The organism is Bacillus sp. 275, assembly GCF_001999205.1.
Lineage (GTDB): Bacteria > Bacillota > Bacilli > Bacillales > Bacillaceae > Bacillus > Bacillus velezensis.
Genome location: NZ_CP019626.1, coordinates 627,664 through 648,942 on the forward strand (window position 1 = coordinate 627,664; position 21,279 = coordinate 648,942).

19 protein-coding genes are annotated in these 21,279 nt (G+C 45.9%); 3 read left to right on the forward strand and 16 right to left on the reverse strand.

The features are described 5' to 3' along the window. Window positions 1-62: 62 nt before the first annotated feature. Window positions 63-2,195, reverse strand: coding sequence for a peptidoglycan D,D-transpeptidase FtsI family protein (locus BZ167_RS02470; RefSeq protein ID WP_061890566.1), 2,133 nt, complete (start codon window positions 2,193-2,195; stop codon window positions 63-65). 340 nt (window positions 2,196-2,535) lie between these two features. Between BZ167_RS02470 and BZ167_RS02475 the strand changes: the two genes are divergently transcribed. Beyond that, window positions 2,536-3,321: a CAP domain-containing protein gene (locus tag BZ167_RS02475; protein ID WP_015417361.1), complete on the forward strand. Its 786-nt coding sequence runs from the start codon at window positions 2,536-2,538 to the stop codon at window positions 3,319-3,321. Between the two features lie 35 nt (window positions 3,322-3,356). On the opposite strand, the gene BZ167_RS02480 is transcribed toward BZ167_RS02475, so the two are convergent. The 9 genes from BZ167_RS02480 to BZ167_RS02520 all read right to left on the reverse strand — a co-directional run bounded on the left by BZ167_RS02480 (window position 3,357) and on the right by BZ167_RS02520 (window position 14,125). Next, on the reverse strand, window positions 3,357-4,223 hold the full coding sequence (locus tag BZ167_RS02480; protein ID WP_025284653.1) for an NAD(P)-dependent oxidoreductase: 867 nt from the start codon (window positions 4,221-4,223) through the stop codon (window positions 3,357-3,359). Between the two features lie 80 nt (window positions 4,224-4,303). Beyond that, window positions 4,304-6,271, reverse strand: a complete 1,968-nt coding sequence (locus BZ167_RS02485) for a methyl-accepting chemotaxis protein (protein WP_060675363.1) — start codon at window positions 6,269-6,271, stop codon at window positions 4,304-4,306. A gap of 126 nt (window positions 6,272-6,397) precedes the next feature. Continuing rightward, entirely contained in the window at window positions 6,398-7,426 is a 1,029-nt protein-coding gene (gene splB / locus BZ167_RS02490; protein WP_015417358.1) for a spore photoproduct lyase, read from the reverse strand. Window positions 7,427-7,510: 84 nt separating this feature from the next. After that, on the reverse strand, window positions 7,511-7,750 hold the full coding sequence (locus BZ167_RS02495; protein WP_003154646.1) for a splAB operon transcriptional regulator SplA: 240 nt from the start codon (window positions 7,748-7,750) through the stop codon (window positions 7,511-7,513). Window positions 7,751-7,837: 87 nt separating this feature from the next. Beyond that, window positions 7,838-9,553 (reverse strand): phosphoenolpyruvate--protein phosphotransferase, encoded by a 1,716-nt coding sequence (gene ptsP / locus BZ167_RS02500; protein ID WP_015417356.1) that lies wholly within the window; start codon window positions 9,551-9,553, stop codon window positions 7,838-7,840. Then, entirely contained in the window at window positions 9,553-9,819 is a 267-nt protein-coding gene (locus BZ167_RS02505; protein WP_003154654.1) for a phosphocarrier protein HPr, read from the reverse strand. The genes ptsP and BZ167_RS02505 overlap by 1 nt, the downstream gene beginning before the upstream one ends. Before the next feature lie 96 nt (window positions 9,820-9,915). After that, window positions 9,916-12,012, reverse strand: coding sequence for a glucose-specific PTS transporter subunit IIBC (gene ptsG, locus BZ167_RS02510; RefSeq protein ID WP_007409599.1), 2,097 nt, complete (start codon window positions 12,010-12,012; stop codon window positions 9,916-9,918). Window positions 12,013-12,242: 230 nt separating this feature from the next. Further along, window positions 12,243-13,109 carry a glucose PTS transporter transcription antiterminator GlcT gene (gene glcT / locus BZ167_RS02515; RefSeq protein ID WP_012117426.1) on the reverse strand — a complete coding sequence of 289 codons (867 nt, stop codon included), beginning with the start codon at window positions 13,107-13,109 and terminating at the stop codon, window positions 12,243-12,245. A gap of 50 nt (window positions 13,110-13,159) precedes the next feature. Continuing rightward, the gene (locus BZ167_RS02520) at window positions 13,160-14,125 is read right to left on the reverse strand and encodes a LacI family DNA-binding transcriptional regulator (protein ID WP_015417354.1); all 966 of its coding nucleotides are present in this window, start codon (window positions 14,123-14,125) and stop codon (window positions 13,160-13,162) included. A gap of 97 nt (window positions 14,126-14,222) precedes the next feature. On the opposite strand from BZ167_RS02520, the gene BZ167_RS20580 reads away from it, so the two are divergent. Beyond that, the gene (locus BZ167_RS20580; RefSeq protein WP_014721086.1) at window positions 14,223-14,348 is read left to right on the forward strand and encodes a hypothetical protein; all 126 of its coding nucleotides are present in this window, start codon (window positions 14,223-14,225) and stop codon (window positions 14,346-14,348) included. A gap of 57 nt (window positions 14,349-14,405) precedes the next feature. On the opposite strand, the gene BZ167_RS02525 is transcribed toward BZ167_RS20580, so the two are convergent. The 6 genes from BZ167_RS02525 to BZ167_RS02550 form a co-directional block, all read right to left on the reverse strand. Then, window positions 14,406-15,500, reverse strand: a complete 1,095-nt coding sequence (locus tag BZ167_RS02525; protein WP_060675364.1) for a M24 family metallopeptidase — start codon at window positions 15,498-15,500, stop codon at window positions 14,406-14,408. 113 nt (window positions 15,501-15,613) lie between these two features. Continuing rightward, window positions 15,614-17,527: a heavy metal translocating P-type ATPase gene (locus BZ167_RS02530; RefSeq protein ID WP_007409595.1), complete on the reverse strand. Its 1,914-nt coding sequence runs from the start codon at window positions 17,525-17,527 to the stop codon at window positions 15,614-15,616. Window positions 17,528-17,769: 242 nt separating this feature from the next. Beyond that, the gene (gene stoA / locus BZ167_RS02535) at window positions 17,770-18,264 is read right to left on the reverse strand and encodes an endospore biogenesis thiol-disulfide oxidoreductase StoA (protein WP_007409594.1); all 495 of its coding nucleotides are present in this window, start codon (window positions 18,262-18,264) and stop codon (window positions 17,770-17,772) included. 62 nt (window positions 18,265-18,326) lie between these two features. Next, complete coding sequence (locus tag BZ167_RS02540; protein WP_007409593.1) at window positions 18,327-19,667, reverse strand: polysaccharide biosynthesis protein; 1,341 nt, start codon at window positions 19,665-19,667, stop codon at window positions 18,327-18,329. A gap of 115 nt (window positions 19,668-19,782) precedes the next feature. Continuing rightward, window positions 19,783-20,406 carry a cell wall hydrolase gene (locus BZ167_RS02545; RefSeq protein WP_015417352.1) on the reverse strand — a complete coding sequence of 208 codons (624 nt, stop codon included), beginning with the start codon at window positions 20,404-20,406 and terminating at the stop codon, window positions 19,783-19,785. Window positions 20,407-20,682: 276 nt separating this feature from the next. Then, window positions 20,683-20,877 carry a hypothetical protein gene (locus tag BZ167_RS02550; protein ID WP_007409591.1) on the reverse strand — a complete coding sequence of 65 codons (195 nt, stop codon included), beginning with the start codon at window positions 20,875-20,877 and terminating at the stop codon, window positions 20,683-20,685. Window positions 20,878-21,040: 163 nt separating this feature from the next. Between BZ167_RS02550 and BZ167_RS02555 the strand changes: the two genes are divergently transcribed. Next, window positions 21,041-21,226: a YkvS family protein gene (locus tag BZ167_RS02555; RefSeq protein ID WP_003154669.1), complete on the forward strand. Its 186-nt coding sequence runs from the start codon at window positions 21,041-21,043 to the stop codon at window positions 21,224-21,226. The last annotated feature ends 53 nt before the right edge of the window (window positions 21,227-21,279 follow it).

Sequence of the window (21,279 nt, forward strand, 5' to 3'; positions counted from 1 at the left end):
GAACGTCAATTTTCCTGAATGAAAGAAAGGGCGCACGAGATGTTCGGCCGCCCTTTCATTTGTTATTTTTTATTGTATTTCTTTTCAAGCTCTTTGTAAGCGTCAACTGCTCCCTTGGCAATGTTTTTACTGATATGATCTTTATCATCTCGAACAGACGGAACGACGACGCTGAATGCCACTCGTGGATGTTCTGACGGATAATAGCCGACAAAGGTCAGGTTATACGTCTCTTGCCCCCACCAGTTTTTGTTCGTGCCGTAATAGTGCGTCTGCGCGGTTCCCGTTTTTCCGGAAACATCAGCGCCGGAACCTTGGAATGTTGAATAAGCCGTTCCTTGAGGTGAGCTTGTGACCAACTTCATTCCTTTATGAACTTGGTCAAAATCGCTTGGGCTGTTATTTACTTTGTTCAAAATTTTAATATCTCGCTGTTCAATCGCTTTTCCAATCTTGTTTTTGCTGTCCGGCTCATGAATGCTTGTGACGATCCGCGGCTGGACGCGATACCCGCCGTTTGCGATGGCTGAAATATATTGAGCCATTTGAAGCGGCGTATACGTATCAAACTGTCCGATCGCAAAGTCAAGCAGTAATCCCCCGACCATTTGCGGATTTGACTGCATGCCCGCTGATTCCTGCGGAAGATCAATCCCGGTCTTCACACCCAAGCCAAATTGGGCGTAATAGTTGCGCATTTTTTTAATATCGTCTAATCCGGCCGGCAGCGTGCCGTGCGGAACGTAGGTGATGCCCGCTATATGCATGGCCACATGAAACATATATATGTTTGAACTTCTTTGCAGCGCGGTCAGCTCAGTAATGGTCCCCATTTGTGTCCACGAGTGCTTTTCCGTGCCGTCTTTAAACTTAAGCGGTGCATCGACAAACGTTTTATAATGCGGGAGGCCGCTTTGGTAACCCGCGAGAACAGTCGCTCCTTTAACAGAAGAGCCCATCTCATATTGGGTCGTAAATGCTCCGATCGCAAAATCCTGTGTTTTATTTGTTTCGAGATCGATGCGTTTCCCCGCCATTGAGAGAATATCCCCGTTGTTCGGGTCCATCATGACGGCAAATCCTCTGTCAACCATATAGTTGCCTGCAGCGCGGCTTCTTCTCAGCTCTTTTTCAATGACTTTTTCGACTTTCGACTGTAATTCCATATCGAGCGAGAGCTGCAGATCGTAGCCTCTGCTGCCTTCATCGACGGGCTTTTGGCTGACGACTTCACCTTTGCTGTTTTCCACATACTCTACTTTTTCTTTATGTGCGTTTAAATAGTCTTCATACTGATATTCAATGTAGCTTTTTCCCACCCGGTCATTCAGTGAGTAGCCTCTTGTGACATAATAATCTTTCCGTTCGCCCAACAATCCCTGTTCCGGTGTCGTCACACCGCCGAACAGAGAGTACAGCGTTTTATCGTACGGATATTTCCGCGTCCAGTCATTGATTACGTCAATGCCGGGGAGCTCTTTCAGGTGCTCGGATACGACGGAAACTTCTTCATATGTCAGGTCGCTTTTTGGTTTTTGCTTGTTGTTTTCATGCTCGTCAAGCAGTGAACCGCTGTTTCCGTTTCCGTTCAGCTTATTCGGGTCCATTGATTTAACGACTTGCGGCTGATAGGCGTTGCCGCTTGAAAAACGCGTATAAATCGCCGCGATTTCCAGCTCTTTTTTATTTTGTTTGATCGCATCAATCTCCTGCTTCGGGACGCGTTCAATCTGGCGTTTGTACACTTCTTGGGATTTCAGGCTGTTTTCTGAATCCTTCATAAGCTTTTCCGCCTTCTTCGGATGTGCGGCAAGCCAGTAATCAATGATATTTCGATCCTTCATAAATTCAGTATCAATATGAATCAGTGCGGCGAGATTTTTTGCCGTTTTCAATTTGTCCTTTGCCGAGGTTTTTGAGGTAGAAACGTATACAATTTCAGGCACAGCCTGGTTATCAACCGCCACTCTGTTCCGCTTGTCATACATCTTTCCCCGCGGTGTCGGATAATAGGCGGTTTTTGCATTTGCCTTCTCCGCATCCTGGCGGTGTTTATCCCCTTCGACAATCTGGACGATGCCGAGTTTAAAAATCAGTGCCGTAAAGAGAAGAAAAACAATCAAAAAATAGAGATTCATTCTCAGCGCTCTGTAACGTTTCGTTTTTTTCTTTGGTTCGCGCGCGACTTCAGCCACTTTCTGTTACACCTCTCAAATCATTGAATATATTTACATAAACAGATTTTAATTGTAACATTTTTGTAAAAGTTGTTACAGCAAAAACGGTAAAAAAAAACTGTCAAGATCAAATTATCTTAAAATATATCTAACACTTCAAATAATTTGAAGAGATGTAACGGATTTTAAAAAATAAATACAGATCGTTTTTCCTGATATAAAGCCATTTTTCTGTGCTCAATTACAATTATGACAAACGTTTGTTGTCAAAGGAAATGGCTGCCTGCATTATGACAAAAAAGCTGTGATAAGATTTTTCATGTAGAAAAAAACAACTTCTCTGGGAGGCTATAAACTTATGAAAAAAGCATTTCTCTTATCTGCCGCCGCGGCAGTCAGTTTAATTACATTCGGAGGCATTCAGCAGGCATCTGCCAAAGAGCTGTCATGCCAGCACGTCGTTACCGTGAAAAAAGGAAACACTGTACAGCATCTGACTCTTCAAGAGGCTGTTGAAAAACTACATATGAAAACGAGCGTGAAAAAGCTGAACGTTAAAAATGAGAAAGAACTGAAACAGCAGCTGCAAAAACACGCAAAGCATTCTGATATGACAGTTAAAGACGTTCAAAAAGAAACACCGGCAAAAACGGCTCCGGCAGCTGCTGAAAAACCGAAAGCCGATCAAAACCAGCAAAACCAGACGGCTGACAATGCAAAGCAGACAAATAACACAAACAACAGCAGCGAGAAAACTCCTTCATCTGTCAGTGCGTACGAAAAGAAAGTCGTTGAATTGACAAATGCAGAGAGACAAAAGCAAGGCTTAAAACCTCTGCAGATTGATGATAAACTAAGCAAATCAGCTCACGCAAAATCACAAGATATGAAAGACAAAAACTATTTCGATCACCAAAGCCCGACTTACGGCTCACCTTTCGATATGATGAAATCTTTCGGAATCACTTATAAAACCGCCGGTGAAAATATCGCCAAAGGCCAGCCGACTCCTGAAGCCGTTGTCAAAGCTTGGATGAACAGTGAAGGCCACAGAAAGAACATCATGAATCCTGAGTTCACTCAAATCGGTGTCGGTTACGTAGAATCAGGAAACATCTGGACACAGCAATTTATCGGAAAATAAATAATAAAAAAGATTGCCCCTGCGGGCAATCTTTTTTATTTCACCCAAAGCTTATAAATGCTTTGAGTTCCGCTGTTTTCTTCACCTTGCGCGGAAAGCTTGTCGTATAATGATTTGGCGAGCGCCAATCCGGGCATCTCTTCTCCCATGAGCTCCGCTTCTTCAAGGGCGATTCCCATGTCTTTAATAAAGTGTTTCACGTAGAATCCGGGCGCAAAATCACCTTTCAGCATACGGGGAGCAAGATTTGACAATGACCAGCTGCCAGCCGCTCCGGTTGTAATGCTTTTCAGCACTTGTTCCGGGTTCAGACCGGATTTTTCAGCGTAAGCCATCGCTTCAGCCACTCCGACCATTCCCGCTGCAATCGCGATCTGATTGCACATTTTCGTATGCTGGCCGCTGCCGGCCGGACCTTGATACTGAATGTTTTCCCCCATAACGGAGAAAAGCGGCAGGCATGCTTCAAACGCTTCTTTTTCTCCTCCGGCCATAATGGCAAGCGTTCCGTTCCGCGCGCCGATGTCTCCGCCGGAAACGGGTGCATCCAGAGCGTGAATGGATTTTTCTTTGGCCTGCTCCGCAATCTTTTTCGCCAGAGACGGTTTTGATGTCGTCATATCAATGACAAACGCCCCTTCTTTTGCGTGCCGGAGAATGCCGTTTTCGCCGAGATAGATGTCCTCGACATCACTCGGATAGCCGACCATAGTAATAATAATGTCAGCTTTCTCTGAAAGGTCTTTGACCGTCTCCTGCCAGACCGCTCCCTTATTCAGAATCTCTTCCGCTTTTTGTTTCGTCCGCGTGTAGACTAAAACAGGATAGCCCGCTTCTAAAATGTGCGATGCCATACTGTTTCCCATGACGCCCAAACCGATAAATCCGACCGTTTTGTTCACTGCGCTTCCCTCCCCTGATGCGATACATATATCACTCTTTCATGTCTATATTACCATATTATAGGCTGATAGAGTCCGCGTTACAAGGTGAATTTAGAAATGGCGCTGATCAGATCTTCGCTCGCGCTCTTTAACATATCAGTCGATTGCTTTACTTTTTCAAGCGTAACGAGCTGTTCATCAGTAGAAGCATTCACTTCTTCCGCCGCTGCCGCAGATTCTTGAGAAATGGCGGAGATGCTTTGAATCGCTTCTTGAATCGCGGCTTGTTCTTCACTCATTTTTTGAATGTCATTGTAAATATGATCTATACCTTGAACGAGAGACTGCATTTCCGTCGTAATCAGATTGAGGACCTCACCCGTTTCATGAATGGCGCTGTTTTGTTCATCATTCATTCTGCTTGCCTCAATCATCGCGTGTGACGCTTCTTTTGTCTCTGATTGAATCAGACGGACCGTCTCACTGATATGGCCGGAAGAAAGAGCTGATTGTTCAGCAAGCTTGCGGACTTCTTCCGCGACGACGGCAAAGCCCCGGCCGCTTTCTCCCGCTCTTGCGGCTTCAATGCTCGCATTCAGCGCCAAGAGGTTCGTCTGGTCTGAAATGGCGGATATTGCCGTCACGACTTCTTCTATGTTTTTCGTTTGTTCTTCCAGGTCATTCAGCATTGCCTCTACTTTTTTCGTTTCTGAATTGGCTTCGTTTGACTTCATCAGCAGCTGCCCGAGCGCGTCCAATCCTTTGTAGCTGGCATCCTCTGAAGATTTTGAGAGTTGTTTTATGCTGCCTGCGCGATCTGCGATTCCTTTTATTTTGACCGAGAGATTTTCTGATTTTTCATTGATCGTCTCAACCTCTGACGCTTGCTCTGTCGCTCCGGCGGCGACTTCCTCTATCGCTTTTGCGATTTGTCCGCTCGTTTCATTTGTTTCTTGTGAAATGACGGTTAGCTGGTCAGATGTATCAGACACATTTTCTGAGGAGGCCTTGACCTGTTCGACCATCTCTTTCATATTTTCAACCATTTGGTTAAAGTCTTTTGTTAACTCGCCTACTTCATCTTTTGATTTCGTCTGAGCGCGGACGGTTAAATCTCCCGCTGAGACTGAATTTGTTTTGGCAATCAGCTGCTGAATCGGCCCGGTTATCGTTTTTGCGAGGAAATAACTGAGGCCGATCGTAATCACAAGAGCAATCAGTGACATAAAAATGCTCACCGTGTTCATTTTATCGGCTACTCCCATCAGCTGATCTTTTTCAAACTGCGTTCCGACTTTCCACCCTGTTTCTTTTACCGTTTGGTAGACGACCATGTTCCCCTGCAGCTCTTTGATGCCTTCTTTATCCGCAGTGAGGTCTTTTAACGTCTGATCTTCCGAAATATTTTTTCCCTGTTTTTCCGGATGCGCCAGAAGAGAGCCGTTTTCATCCGCCAAAAACGCAAATCCTTTATACGGTACCTTTTGCTCGTTGACCATGCTCTGAATGGAGGACAGCTTCAGATCTAAGCTCGCCACTCCGACGACGGTTCCGCTGTTTTGAATGGCTTTTGACGCCGTCACGATCATGTCTCCCGTCACTGCATCTTTGTAAGGGTCAGTCCAGACAACCTTATCGGGTTTTTCGGCCGCCATCTTATACCACGTTCTATTTGTCGGATCATAGTCTTTGGCAAAGTCGGCCTTTGGATATGTAAACATTTGTTTGTTTGCGGTTCCGACATACGCAAGCGCGACATATTTGTCATTCTGTCCGATCTGTTTTAACTCATCATTAAAAAGCCGCGCGGTTTCTTTGTTCCCATCTGATAAAAAAGACCGGGACAATTCACCGCCTGCTAATCTCATTAATACGGTCTCATCATTTTTCAGCTGAAGCTCAATGTTCTGACCGAGTGAATTGGTGACATTCTCTGTCGTACGTTTTGCTTCCTCCGTCATCATCGGCTTTAATGTCAAATATGAAGAAACCGTTAAAAAAACAACCGTTACGATAAGCATTGCCGATACAAACACAGCAATTTTGATGTGCATTTTTTTAAACATAACCATCCCCTCCTGAGAGTTATATCGGTCTTTCGGCCAAGAAAATGAATAAACCTTGAAATAAATATCAAAAATTTCCGCCATTTGGCGCAGCAAAAAAAGAGCTGTCGTACCGACAGCTCCGCCTTACGTAAAATATTCGATTTTCGCTTTCGGGAAATAGGTTTCGATATAAGATTCGAGTGTTTCCCTTAAGTCATGTTCTTCGTCCTTTTGGTATATATACTTGCCGATTCCGTAGCGTCCCCATTTGTATCTGCGCTTTTCTTCATCAAGCTCAAGCTTTGTTTTCGGATAGTTCTTCTCAATCACCCGCTTGGCCGGTTTTGTAAAACGGTGCTGGATCAGTTCAAATGTGATGTCATGCCGAACGTCTTCATCAAGCGCCGCATCAAGTTTCTCAAACAGTTCCTTATAGCCTTCCTCCCAGCCATCGTGAATATAAATCGGCGCCACGATGAAACCGAGCGGATAGCCCGCTTTAGCGACTTTGACGGCGGCTTCTATCCGTTTGTCGAGCGGAGAAGTTCCCGGTTCAAAGTTTTTAATGACATAATCCGCATTGATGCTGAATCTGAACCTAGTCTTTCCGTTATGTTTTGCATCAAGCAAATGATCGACGTGGTGAAATTTAGTCACGAATCTGAGCTGTCCCAATTCGCTTTGTCCGAAATGTTCAATGGCTCTTTTTAATGTATGTGTCAGATGATCGATTCCTACGATATCAGACGTACAAGAGGCTTCAAATCTTGTAAATTCCGGCGCCCGTTCTTTCATATACTCATCAGCCTGATCCAGAATCTCTTCCACATTGACATATGTCCGAATGTAGGGCTTTGACCCCATCGTCGTCTGCAGGTAGCAATAGTGGCAATGCCCCATACAGCCCGTCGCAAATGGAATGGCATATTCGGCGGACGGCTTTGAAGAATCGAATTTCAGTGTTTTCCGGACGCCGATTACCAATGTTGATTTCGCGTTCCGGTATTGCTGCAAATGATTTTTTCCCGGAATATTCCGGACTTGATTATGCGATGTCGTTTCTCTGATCTCAAGCCCCATGTTTTCAAACTTATTCTTCAGCTCTTTTCCTAACGGGTATTCGAGCGCTCTCGGTTCAATATAAACAAGCTGGGGCACAAACGGCTTCAACATAGACAGACACTCCCTTTACATATTCTCATGTTGTTACTTTCCGTTTAAAAGAGAGTGAATATGCGTTGTAAACATTTCCTTTGATCAATGATACCGGTCTTCTTCAAAAAGCTCGCTGTAAAGCGCTTCCGCTTCCTCATATGTCGAAAAGACCGCGTCATCTTCGGCCAGCGGATGATAGGTTTCGTATAAAAACAGAGACAGTTCTCCCTCATGATACGGATGATGGACGATCTCCGCCTCTTTAATATGGGCAACATTGGCCGCATGCGGATTGCGGTAAATCACATAGACCGTATCCCCCGCTGCAAATGATTTTGTCATAATAATCCCTCCTGTTGAAAGTTATTGTTCCCCCCTTTTTTCCGAATATGAAAAAAACCAGACGGCTTACACCGTCTGGCTTTTGTATTACTTATTGAATGTTTCTTTAACGAATGCGACAACCTCTTCTGTCGTGCTCATAGACAAGATTGTTTCTTTGAATGATTCAGCTTCTTTTTTAGAAAGCTTGCTGATCTGCGTTCTTGCCGGAAGGATGGATGTAGCGCTCATCGAGAACTCATCTAAGCCTAAGCCGAGAAGAATCGGAATCGCAATTTCGTCTCCCGCCATTTCTCCGCACATGCCGACCCATTTGCCCTCTTTGTGAGCGGCTTCAATAACAAGGGTGATCAGACGGAGAATCGCCGGATTGTATGGCTGATACAGATAAGCTACGCGCTCGTTCATGCGGTCAGCAGCCATCGTGTATTGGATCAAGTCATTTGTTCCGATACTGAAGAAGTCAACTTCTGCGGCAAACTGATCTGCGATCACGGCTGTAGACGGAATCTCTACCATCATACCGACTTCAATATCGTCAGAAACCGCTACGCCGGCTTCGACGAGTTTTTCTTTTTCTTCGAGAAGAATCGCTTTCGCCTGTTTAAACTCGTTTACTGTCGCAATCATCGGGAACATGATTTTTAAGTTTCCGTATGTACTTGCACGAAGCAGCGCACGAAGCTGAGTTCTGAAGATTTCTTGCTCTTCAAGGCAAAGGCGGATGGCTCTGTAGCCTAAGAACGGGTTCATTTCTTTAGGTAGCTGCAGGTAAGGAAGCTCTTTGTCGCCGCCGATATCCAATGTCCGCACGACAACTGATTTTCCTTCCATACGCTCAAGAACCGTTTTATAAGCGTCAAACTGCTCGTCTTCCGTCGGAAGCTGGTCGCGTCCCATGTAAAGGAATTCCGTACGGTAAAGCCCTACAGCTTCTCCTCCGTTTTCAAGAACGCCTTTTACATCGTCAGGTGTGCCGATATTTGCGGCAAGCTCTACATGATGGCCGTCTTTAGAAACAGTCGGTTCATTGACGAGCTTCGCCCACTCAGCTTTTTGCGCCAGGTAAGCACTGTGCTTTTCTTCATATTTCTTTAACGTTTCACTGGAAGGATCGATGATCACATCACCATCGATGCCGTCTACGATTACCGTAACACCGTTTTCAATTGTCCCTGTAGCCGCTTTTGTGCCGACAACAGCCGGAATTTCAAGCGAACGGGCCATGATCGCGGAGTGTGAAGTGCGTCCGCCGATATCAGTTGTAAAACCTTTTACAAACTGGCGGTTTAATTGCGCCGTATCAGACGGTGTCAAATCTTCAGCCACGATAACAACCTCTTCTGAGATCATGCTCGGGTTCGGAATTTCCACGCCCAGCAGGTGCCCCGTCACACGTTTTGTTACGTCACGGATATCCGCCGCACGCTCTTTCATGTATTCGTTATCCATTGATTCAAACATAGTAACGAACATGGAAGCTGTTTCTTTCAAAGCGAATTCAGCATTGACTGAATCTGTGCTGATTTTCTCCTTTACCGGGTTCAACAGCTCAGGATCACTCAGAACTAAAAGGTGCGCGGAGAAAATGTCAGCTTTGTCTTGTCCCAGTTCTTTTAAAGCATGCTCTTTAATTTTTTCAAGCTCTTCTTTAGAACGTACAATCGCTTCATCAAAACGGCTTACTTCAGCCGCAGCATCAGCAATGTTTTTCTTTTCAACCGTTAAGTCCGGCTCTTCAAGCCGGTATGCTTTCGCAATCGCAATTCCGGCTGAAGCGCCTATTCCTTTTAATTCTTGCATTACTCGCCGAGTCCTTCGCTTTTCATTGTTTCTTCTAAAGCGTTAAGAGCATCGTTTTCGTCAGCGCCTGAAGCGGAAATTGTGATTTCAGCGCCTTTAGCAATACCTAGAGACATAACGCCCATGATTGACTTAAGGTTTACTGTTTTGCCGTTATATTCTAAGTTTACGTCAGCATCGTATTTGCTTGCAGTCTGTACAAGAACTGTCGCAGGACGAGCGTGGATTCCGGAATCTGCTGTTACTTTAAATGTTTTTTGTGCCATGATTATCATTCTCCTTTAAATTAAAGCTATTTTACTACACAATATTATATCATACAGCCGTACTTGTCATCTGACAAGCACGGCGTATTTATATGCTTATTTTCCGATTTTCACAATATCTTTTTGTTCCCGTTTTACGGTACCTTCGGCCGAAAGCGAAATCGCTTCACCCTCGGCAAGATTTGTAAAGACAATCGGTGTCATTAATGAAGGAACATGAGGTTTAACCGCTTCAAGATCAACTTCAAGCAGCTTTTGCCCCGGTTCAACCCGGTCACCCTCAGAAACAAAAGAAGTGAATCCTTCGCCTTTCAGACTGACTGTGTCGATTCCGAAATGAATCAGGATCTCTCTTCCGCCGTCAGACTGAAGGCCGATCGCATGTTTTGTCGGGAAAACATTCAGCACTTTTCCGCGGACAGGCGATACGACGATTCCTTCTTCAGGAAGAATCGCAAAACCGTCACCCATCATTTTTCCTGAGAACACCTGGTCAGGCACATCGGTAATCGGATGGATTTCGCCGGTGATCGGAGAAGCGAACACTTCTTCACCCTGCTCGTTTCGGAGCGGATCTGCGATAACCTCTTCAACCTGCTGGCTGACTTCTTCTTGCGCGGATACTTTCGGTTCAGGGCGCGGCGTGCGTCCGGCGATAATATCCTGCATCTGTGTTTTTAAACCGTCAGAACGCGGGCCGAAAATGGCCTGAATGTTGTTTCCGACTTCAAGAACGCCTGAGGCGCCAAGCTGTTTCAGACGGGCCTTATCCACTTTCTTCTGGTCGTTGACCGTAACGCGAAGTCTCGTGATACAAGCGTCAAGGTGCTTAATGTTTTCCTGATCACCCATTGCCTGCAGGATTTCATAAGGAAGGTCGCCGGCTTCGCCTGAGGCGCCCGCACCTTCATCCGCAGCCTCTTCTTCACGGCCCGGCGTTTTCAGATTGAACTTTCTGATCGCAAACCGGAAACCGAAGTAGTAAATGACGGCTAATCCTAAGCCGACCGGAATGACAAGCCACCAAGCCGTCCGGTTAGGCAGAATTCCGAACAGGAAGTAGTCAATCAGACCGCCTGAGAAGGTCATACCGATTTTTACATGCAGCAGCTGCATAACCATAAAGGAAAGCCCCGCGAATACGCAGTGAATCGCAAACAGGATAGGAGCCACAAACAAGAATGAGAATTCAAGCGGCTCGGTAATTCCCGTTAAGAAACTTGTCAGAGCGGCAGAACCCATGATTCCGGCTACAAGTTTTTTCTTTTCAGGCTTCGCTTCATGATAGATTGCAAGCGCTGCCGCCGGAAGACCGAACATCATAAACGGATATTTCCCCGTCATAAATGTTCCCGCCGTCAGCTGTACGCCGTCTTTGATCTGAGCCATGAAAATCCGCTGATCTCCGCGGATGATGTCTCCGGCCGCATCTTTATAGCTGAAAAATTCATACCAGAACGGCGAGTAGAAAATGTGATGAAGACCGAACGGAATCAATGACCGCTCAATCATCCCGAAAATAAAGGCCGCCAAGGTTGGATTCGCTTCCACAAGACCCGTGGAGAAGGAATTCAGACCGTGCTGGATCGGAGGCCAGATCACTAACATAATAAGACCGAGAATTAATGCGGAAATTGATGTGATAATCGGGACGAAGCGCTTACCCGCAAAGAATCCGAGGTACTGCGGAAGTTCAATTTTATAAAACTTGTTGAACAATAACGCGGCCAGAACCCCGACGATAATACCGCCGAACACGCCCGTCGCCAAAGTGGGTATCCCCAGCATGTTAATATAGGCCGGATGGTTTTCCGCAAAAAACTTTGCCCGTTCAATTTTGTCAGACGGAATACTGCCGTTTGCCATAAGCACGGCGCTCATGGATACGTTCATGACCAAGTATCCGATAATAGCCGCGATTCCGGCAACACCGTCTCCGTTGGCAAGACCGATCGCAACCCCTACTGCAAAAAGAAGCGGCAGGTTGTCAAATACGATTTGACCGGCGCTTTCCATGACATTCGCCACAAGCTGAACGTTATCATTGCTTAAGAAGTGCATGACTTGAATCATATCTTTGTTCTGCATGGCATTCCCTAACGCAAGCAAGATCCCCGCAGCCGGTAAAATCGCAACCGGAAGCATAAGAGCACGGCCGATTTTCTGGAGAACGCCGAATAATGCTTTAAACATAAAAGATGTACCTCCTCTGTTAGCTAGTGTGACCTTACAGCGAAAATTCATGACAACGAATTCACTGGCGCAAGTCTTCAGTTTAACCGTTTACATTTGCCCTTTTACACAACAAAAAAGGCATGAGTAAAAAGGGTGTGCAAAATAACGGGACCATTCTTCCCGTTTTTTACCCTCAATCACTCATGCCTGATCGAATCAGTGACACGTTTTTAAGGTTTCAACTGAAATTATGAAATTTTATTGGTTAATCGGTACAAATGAAGCGTGAGATAAACCGCTTCCGCCTCATGAACTGGTTTTTTCAGTATTTGCTGCAAGATTTTTATCAGTTTCCAAGCAGTATTGTAGCATAGCGGGTATTCATTTTTCAATAATAACATTAACTTTTCTGGTTCTTTTGTCTGCTCTTCCCGATTAATCCTGTCTATGGTAAATCTGATATGCCGGATCAGCCGCAAATAGTGGACGCTTTCTTTATTCACTTTCATCTGGAAAGATTCCTCAATCACCTGAACGAGCCGGGACATCAGCTGTGAATGCTGATTGACCTCTGAAAGGGGCCGATTCGTCAGGGCGGAGTGGATATGCAGAGCGATAAAGCCGATCTCTCCTTCCGGAAGGCAGATTCCCGTCTTTTCATTAATCATGCCGACGACTTCACGGGCAATTTGGAATTCTTCCGGATAAAGCGTTTCGGTTTCCATGAGAAACGGGTTTTTAATGTCAAAACCCTGCTGCAGCCGCTTAACCGCAAAGGCGATATGGTCAGTCAGCGCAATATGGATATGCTCATTTAACGGTTGGCTTGTCCGCTTCTTGATATGATAAATGACGTCATTGGAGATGTCGACAAGTGTCTCGTCCACATAACCGAGGAGCTTTTTAAATTGTTTTTGTTCTTTTTCATCCTTTAAGATGAACATCTTGTCATACCCTTTATCTTCAATGACATCCGCTTGTTTTTTTCCAAAGCCGATCCCTTTTCCGATTAAGACGACCTCACTGTATCTATCATGTGTTGCGATGAGCACATTGTTATTTAATACCTTTTCAACTGTAAAGGACCCCTTCATGATCCTCAGCTCCTTTGTCATTCAATACCTCATATCGTACAAAACGAACGGAAAGCGCGTCAATTCTTTTTTTAGACGGTTGATCGTTCAATAAGGCGGTAATCAAGAACTTTCCTTGCCGGAGGCCCGCCGCTGATCCGGTTCTCAAGCATGTGAAAAGCCTGCTTTCCCATTTCTTTTGTTTGTATATCTATTGTGGAAATACCTAACATCTTGCTGATATCATGATTGTCGATGCTCAAAATCGCAAGCTCTTCCGGGATGCGCGTCCCGTTTGCCTTGGCTTCAAGGTAAAGACCTGCGGATACTTGATCATTCGCCGCAAACAGCGCAGTCGGTTTGTCATCCCAGCTCTTCCATCTATGAAAAAGGGCTTTCCCGTCAAGCAGCGTCAGCGCCTTTTCCACAACCAGCTCTTCCCTGTAAGGCTGCCCGATCTTCTTGAGCGCCTCTTTGTATGCGGCAATGCGTACTTGACTGTTTTTTCCCTTTTTTCTGGCCAGGCTGATCGCTATTTTCCGGTGTCCCTTTTCTATCAGATAATCCAGACCGTGCCGAAATGCTTCCCGATGCGGATTACTGATGGAGGAAAGCCCCGCCGCATCAGTGTACTGGCAGAGGATGAGCGGTTCTTTCACGGTAAGCAGATGTTCATCAGGAATTGCTTTGGAGCAGATAATCAGGCCGTCCACTTGGCGCTCCTGTAATTGTGATAAGGCAAAACGTTCTTTTTGCTGCTGATAATCTGTCTGGTATAAAGAAAGATGCACGCCTGACGCTTCGGCAGCCTCGGCAATACCTGCAACAAGGTCTGCAAAATACGGCAGATTCACCGACGGAAGCACAACGCCGATCATATCGGAAAAACCTTTGGATAAATGTACAGCATGAATGTTGCGCGTATATCCGAGCGATTGCATCGCTTTTTTCACTCTTTCTCTTTTGTCCTTACTTACATAAGGATGATCGTTTAATACTCTTGAAACCGTTGTAACGGAAACCCCGGCAGCGCCGGCAATGTCTCTGATCGTAGCCATGGCGTCCCCCTTTCTTTTTTCCCTTGATCTGGAATGCGTTTCATACAGTAAGCTAGAAACAGAAACAGCCTATTCGTTTGAAAGGAGAAGAACAGCGATGGGGATTCTTTGCTTAATCGGTTTGTGTCTCGCCATAGTCGGCGGCAGTTATCTTGCCATGCGGCCCCTGAATGAAAAGCATGACATCAAACCATTTCAGCATTTTGATGATTTTTTCATTTAAAAGGTGATAAAAAAGGACGCTGCGTTCCAGAACCGTCCTTTTTTATCACAAAGCTTTCTATTTCAGAATCGTTAATCCTTTCGGATACTGCGTTAATGCTTCGGCGCCGTCTTTTGTGACGAACACATCGTCTTCAATGCGCACGCCGCCGACATCCGGCACGTAAATCCCCGGTTCTATCGTGTATACCATGCCTTCTTTGAGGAGTGTGTCGTTCGCGCTGCTCATTGATGGATATTCGTGAACCGAAATCCCGAGTCCGTGGCCGAGGCGGTGCGGGAAATAGTCTCCGTATCCGGCTTTTTCAATAATGCCGCGGGCTTTTAAATCGAGATCGCCGATTCTGACGCCTGGTTTGCTTAATTGAAGCGCCGCCTGTTCAGCTTTAAGCACCGTTTCGTAAATCTCTTCCTGTTTCGGGCTGATTGATTGGTATGCGAATGTTCTCGTAATGTCTGAACAGTAGCCGTCAAGAATAACGCCCAGATCAAACAGAACGAAATCGCCTTTTTTCAACCGGTCTGCACCCGGATTCCCATGGGGCTGGCCTGATTTTTCCCCGAACAGCACCATCGTTGAAAATGACATGCCCTGCACGCCTTTTTTCTTCAGCTCAAACTCAATCTGCGCGAGTACTTCGGTTTCACTCACACCCTCTTTGAGCGCCGCAACACCGACTTCAACTCCGTAATCCGCGAGCTTTGCCGCTTCCCTGAGAATGCTGATTTCCTTCTCATCTTTCACGAGACGAAATTGGTTGAGCGTTTCTTCTGCTGAAACAAATGCCGCGCCCCCTGAAGCTTGTTTGAGCTGTTCTGAGCGGGAAAGAGAGATCGAATCCTTTTCAACCGCGATGGAATCAAGCCGCACATTTCGTTTTGTGAGCTCGGCTTTGATCAGCTCCCACGGATCTTCGTGATCGCCGTAGCCGATAATATCATGCTCCCACCCGGCGTTGCGGGCTTGTCCGGCTTCCATTCCCGGACAAACGAAAAACGGCTCCTGTTCCTGAAACAGGAACAATCCCATTAACCGCTCATGCGGATCCGTGTAAAAATCAGTTAAATAAAATACGTTTTCCTTTGTATGTATAAACGCCGCATCATGTCCTTCTTTTTTCAGCCAAGATGAAACACGTTCTAATCTGTTCATTTTTTGCTTTTCCTCCTTACCAAAGTGACTCTTTATTCATTCTATCAGTTTTCTGGCGTTTATGCTGTGAACGAACATTTAAAAAACAGCCGCCCGATGTGCGGCTGTCATGTTTATTTTAATAATCTCAGTCCGTTCAGAATGACCAGAATCGTGCTCCCCTCATGCCCGATCACGCCAAACGGCAGTTCCATCACCTGCAGAAAGTTAGCGCAGATCAAAAGGCAGATGACCGAGAGCGAGAAAACAATATTCTGCTTAATAATCCGGTTCATTTTCCTTGAGAGTCTGCACATTTTCACAAGCTTGTGAAGATCATTTTTCATAAGGACTAAGTCAGCCGTTTCAAGGGCCACGTCCGTTCCCCCGCCCATCGCAATACCGACGTCAGCGGTTTTCAGAGCGGGCGCGTCATTAATGCCGTCCCCCACCATGGCGATTGTGCCGTACGTTTCTTTCAGCTTCTTCACTTCTTTTGCCTTTTGGTCCGGCAGACAATCGGCAACAACCGTCGTCATGCCCGCCTCTTTTGCAATGGCAGCCGCAGTTTCAGACTGATCGCCGGTGAGCATGGCTGTTTTAATACCCAGTGATTCAAGCTCAGCCATCACGGCTTTGGCTTCAGGTCGGATTTGATCCTTTAAGGCAAAGCAGCCCGCAATCCGGTCATCTTTTTTAACAAAGACCAGTGTAAAACCTTTATCCTTTAATTCTTTTCCCGATGTTTGCAAAAAAGCATCTGCCGCATCTTCACCTGCAAACCCCGCTTTTCCGACCATCCATTTGACGCCTTCTATTTCAGCCTGAACACCGAATCCGGACGTCTCGTCAATCGATAGATGTCCTGCGGGCGCGGCGCCCCGGCTTTCGGCAAATTCAGCTATCGCTTTTGCAAGCGGGTGGCTTGATTGCTTTTCCATCGCATACACCGCCTGCATGATCTCATCTTCACTCACATGTTCCGCAGCTTGAAATGCCGCGACTGCCGGCTGTCCCTTAGTGACCGTGCCGGTTTTGTCAAATGCGATCATCCGTACGCTTCCCAGCTGCTCTAAAAACACACTTCCTTTAACCAATAATCCGTTGCGGGCCCCATTTGAGATAAGGGAAAGCGCAGCGGGCATAATAGAAGCGACAAGCGCGCACGGGGAGGCGACCACCATAAACACCATCGCCCGGTAAAAGGTTTCACTCCAGCTCCAGCCTAAAGCGAAATGAGGAATGAATAAAAGCAAAGCCACGGCTAACAGCACGCCTTTGACATAGACACTTTCGAACCGCTCAATAAATGCCTGAGCCGGTGACACGCTGTTTTGGGCTGATTCAACCAGCCGGATGATTTTTCTGAATAAAGACTGTTCATTTGTTTTCGTCACACGGACCGTTAAGGAGCCGTTTCCGTTTACCGTTCCTGTAAACACAGAATCTCCGGCTGTTTTTTCCGCCGGCATCGCTTCACCCGTAAGCGCCGATTCATCGAGGCTCGTCACGCCAGACTCAATGATCCCGTCTGCCGCTACGCGTTCGCCCGGCTTAATGACGATCATGTCACCGATCTTAAGTTCAGCAGCCGGCACCCGCTTTTCCCGTCCGTCCGCAAGCAGTGTCGCTTCCTCCGGTTCCAGTTTCATTAAAGATGTTAAATCACGGCTGCTTTTATTCATCGTATATGTTTCGAGCGCGCCGCTTAACGAAAAAATAAAGATAAGAACAGCGCCTTCAGCCCAATAACCGATCAGGGCGGAGCCGACAGCCGCAAAAATCATCAGCAGTTCCACATTTAACGCCTTCGTCTCAATGGTATCCTCAATTCCCTCTTTCGCTTTTGCAAATCCCCCGATCAGGAAGGCAAGGATATACAAAGTGACGGACAGGCCTTTTGTTTCGGTAAAAAACCAGGCCGCAAGAATAAGGACGCCGGATACGAGCGCCGCAATGAGTTCTGCATGCTGGAGCCACTTTTTTCCGGCCCGCTCTTCTTGTATGTGCTGTTGTGAATGGGTTTGTGTCATCACTTGTTCGTTCATTATGAATTCTCCTCTCTAATTGAGAACGCAAATCATCTTCAATTCCCCGATAAAAGCAAAACAGCCGCCTGACAGGCAGCATTTTCACAGTGTTATCGCAGTGTTTTCTTTATTATAGCATGCCGGCGGAAGATTTCAATTATAATTGTTTTAATTTCTTTTTGATAATAATTATCATTAGCATTTCTTCAGCTGTTCATTATATGCAAAAAAGGTGCTGGAGGAATTCCTCCAGCACCTTTTTATTTCTCTGACCATTCTTTTAATTGTGAGGCGGTCATCGGACCGACGATCTTTTTTTCGATTTCTCCTTTTTCATTCAGCAGAAATGACGTGGGAATCGTCATGACATCGTATTCCTTCATAAGCTCACCTTTCGTGTCAAGAACAATCGGGAAAGTGAGATGGTGCTGACTGACAAAGTTTTGAACGGTATTTTTGTTTCGCTCGGCATTCATCAAATTTACCGTTACAAGGCTTACATCATCGGACTGATGCTGTTCATAATACGTTTGGAACTGAGGCAGTTCTTTTTTGCACGGCGGACACCACGATGTCCAAAAATGCAAAATCGTTTTCTGCCCTTTATTCGGAATCGATATCTCGTCTCCTTCAATCGTCTTCATCAGAAACACGGCGGGAACTGCCTGTTTTTCTGATGAGGCTTTTGCTTCAGGCATCCAGACGGCGGCAGCTATCAAAAGGACTGCACATACAATTAGGCGGTTTTTATGCATATGATCTTCCTTTCACGCGTTTCGGATAGCTTGCCCTTCCTTATTGAAATGTATCAGCCTTTTCAGCTTTCGATCCGGGGGGCTGTTCTTCCGCCGCCCGTCAAAAACACGGAGACACCGAGGTCTTTGCAGATCGTCGCGTAATGTAAACTTGTCAGAAGAATCATGCCGGTATTCATGCCGAGTATAATGCCGAGCATTTGCAATTCCGGCATAGAACCGAGCACATACATCATCGAAAGCCCTACAATGCTGCTCCATACGTTATGATAAAACGCCGTTTTCACGTGGCCGATACCGATCAGACAGGCCTGAAGCGGCATCACAAACAGATGAAAAAGAAAAAACGGCCACAAAAGCTGCAAATAATACTGCGCTTCCGGAGACTGAAAAAACAAATGGGTCAGCGGGCCCGCGAACTGAAACATGACCCAGACTGCCGGAATGCCGTAGCCGAATGTAATAAAAATCGCTTGTCTCAGCCGTTTCAGCACAATATCATATTGGGACAGCGCATACGCTTCTGAAATGCTGGGAATCATGACGACCATCAGCGAATGGGCGATAAATGCGGGAAACGAACCGATTGTCATCGCAACACCGGCAAGCATGCCGTATTGATCAATCGCGGCTGTCCCGGCTGCCCCGGACGCCAGCAGCGCTCCTTTCACTAAAAAGGGTTCAATGGCATTCGTCACCGCATGAAATATACGAAGTCCCGTTGTCGGGATCGATACGGCCAGGAGGCGTTTCCGCACGTCCTTGCCGCGAAGATGAATGTGCTGATGGCCGGAAAGCGCCCTCCTCGCCAAAATAAACTGCGTATACAAGTAAACGAACACCACGACATCGCTTGCGACCAGCACAAATAATGAAATGAGCACGGCCATATCAATTTCAAAAGAGTACCATTGAAAAAAGATAAACAGACAAAGCACTTGAATGATTTTTTTCATGACATTCGCAACCGCGATTTTTCCCATTTGCTGCACACCCATAAAATAACCTCTGGCGATGGATGTAAAAGCGACGACTGGAATCAGCCCGATGACAATCCCTTTAATAAACGGGTGATACGTATCGAATACAGGAATGAACGGCAGCGCGATGCTTGCGGCCGCGGTTGAAAACGCGGTAAAAACGGCGGTCATTCTGAAGGCATGCCGGAGCATGCTTTCATGCAGCTTCTGATTGGATTCCGCGATGAATTTTGAAATGGAGATCGGAAGCTCCAGACTGGCGATGACGATAATCAAAAAAATGGTGGGCAGAATGCTCATGTAAAGTCCCATCCCATGCTCGCCAAGCTCCCGCGCCAGTATCATATTCACGACAAATTCCAGACATTCCGCGAAAAAGGCGGCGATGGATAAAAGAATGATCCCTTTCACAAATCGATTCATGGTGTCTCTCCTTGTCTCTCGTTCTTCCATCATCATATGAGACAAGTTCTGAAAATATTTTCGATTTCTCAAAATTGAAAAAAGCATAGCCGGGATATTTTTGATCCCGCTATGCTTACATCGCAAATACGTGTCTGCCGATCCGTTCGATAATTTTTCGGGAACGGATCCAGTGGTCAGATGCCGTTTTCGGATTGTAGAAAAACAACGCGTCCGTTTCTCTTCCCGGATGGTCAAGCGCCTCATTTGCGGCGGCGATGGAATCCTTATCCGGCTTTTGATTAATGCTTCCGTTTGCTACCGGTTCAAATGCATTCCTTTGATAGATCACACCCCGAATGGTATCCGGGAAGCCGTTTTTTTCAGTACGGTTCAGCACTACGCTGGCTACCGCAACCTTCCCTTTATAAGATTCACCTTTCGCTTCTGCGTGAACGAGACGTGACAGAAGTTGTCTGTCAGCGCGGGAATACGTTTTTTTCGGCGGCTGATAAGCCGTCTCTTCCGGTTTTGCCTTCTTCTCTTGGTGAGATGACAGCTTTATCGGTTGGATAGAATGCTTATGATCCGTTTTTGAAAGCTTCGGAACCGAGCTTTTTTTATTTAAATCAGCAACCAGTGTGCTGGGTTCTTGCTTTGGCTTCTTCGCAAAAGTAAACAGAGCTTCTGTATGTTCAATTTTTGATGCAGGCATAAAACATAGAAAAAAGACAGCCAAGGCAGCAAATTTTGTCGTCATACGATTTCCTCCTTAAATACTTCACTACCTTAACAAGAGCTGTGCGCAAATTCACGGTTAAAGATTTTCCAGTGCTCCCAATCAGCTTTTATGATGGAAGAAGTTCGTTAACAGCCTTGTTATTGGCAGGAAAACAGCCGTCATTTTCACAACATTAACCAAATAGCAGTAAAAGTATCCATCGGAGGGATTTTACATTTTGTTTACATCTGTTACAGCAAGATGAAATGAGAAACCAAAAAAACAAAAAAAAGACTCCTCAAGTGCGAGGAGCCGTCAGCTTCTTGGCTGTTCTAAATACTGAAATACAACATCTCCGCCCTGCTGGGCAATACCGCGGAAATGCTTAAAATCTTCCTGCTTCGATAAAACTGCTCGAAATGCAAGAAAATGTTCTTTCTGCACCCTGAATTCTTTGATTTCACCGGTGCGCATTTGGTTGATACATTCTGAAATTTCCTCAGGCAGCAACGAACACAGCCTCCTTTTCTCGGCTTTTTCCCGAAAATCAATATACCATCTTTCCCCCGCCGGGACAATGATTGAGCGGGCTGATACCCATATCGCTTTACTTCTTAAAGAAAATACTGCAAAATATTTTCAAACAGGATTTATGATAAAGGAGAGGAAGCTCGTGAAAATTGCTAAGGTTGGAAACGTCATTGAATTTAAAAACGGATTAACCGGTATTGTTGAAAAAGTAAATGAAAACTCCGTCATCGTTGATGTAACCATCATGGATAATTATCGTGACCTTGAATTAGATTCCCTCACTGTCGTCAACCATAAGAATTATAAAATCATCAGAGACTCCTATTAAACCCCCCGAACAATCCGAACCATTTACATATCCCGCACAAAAGCTGCCGCCCG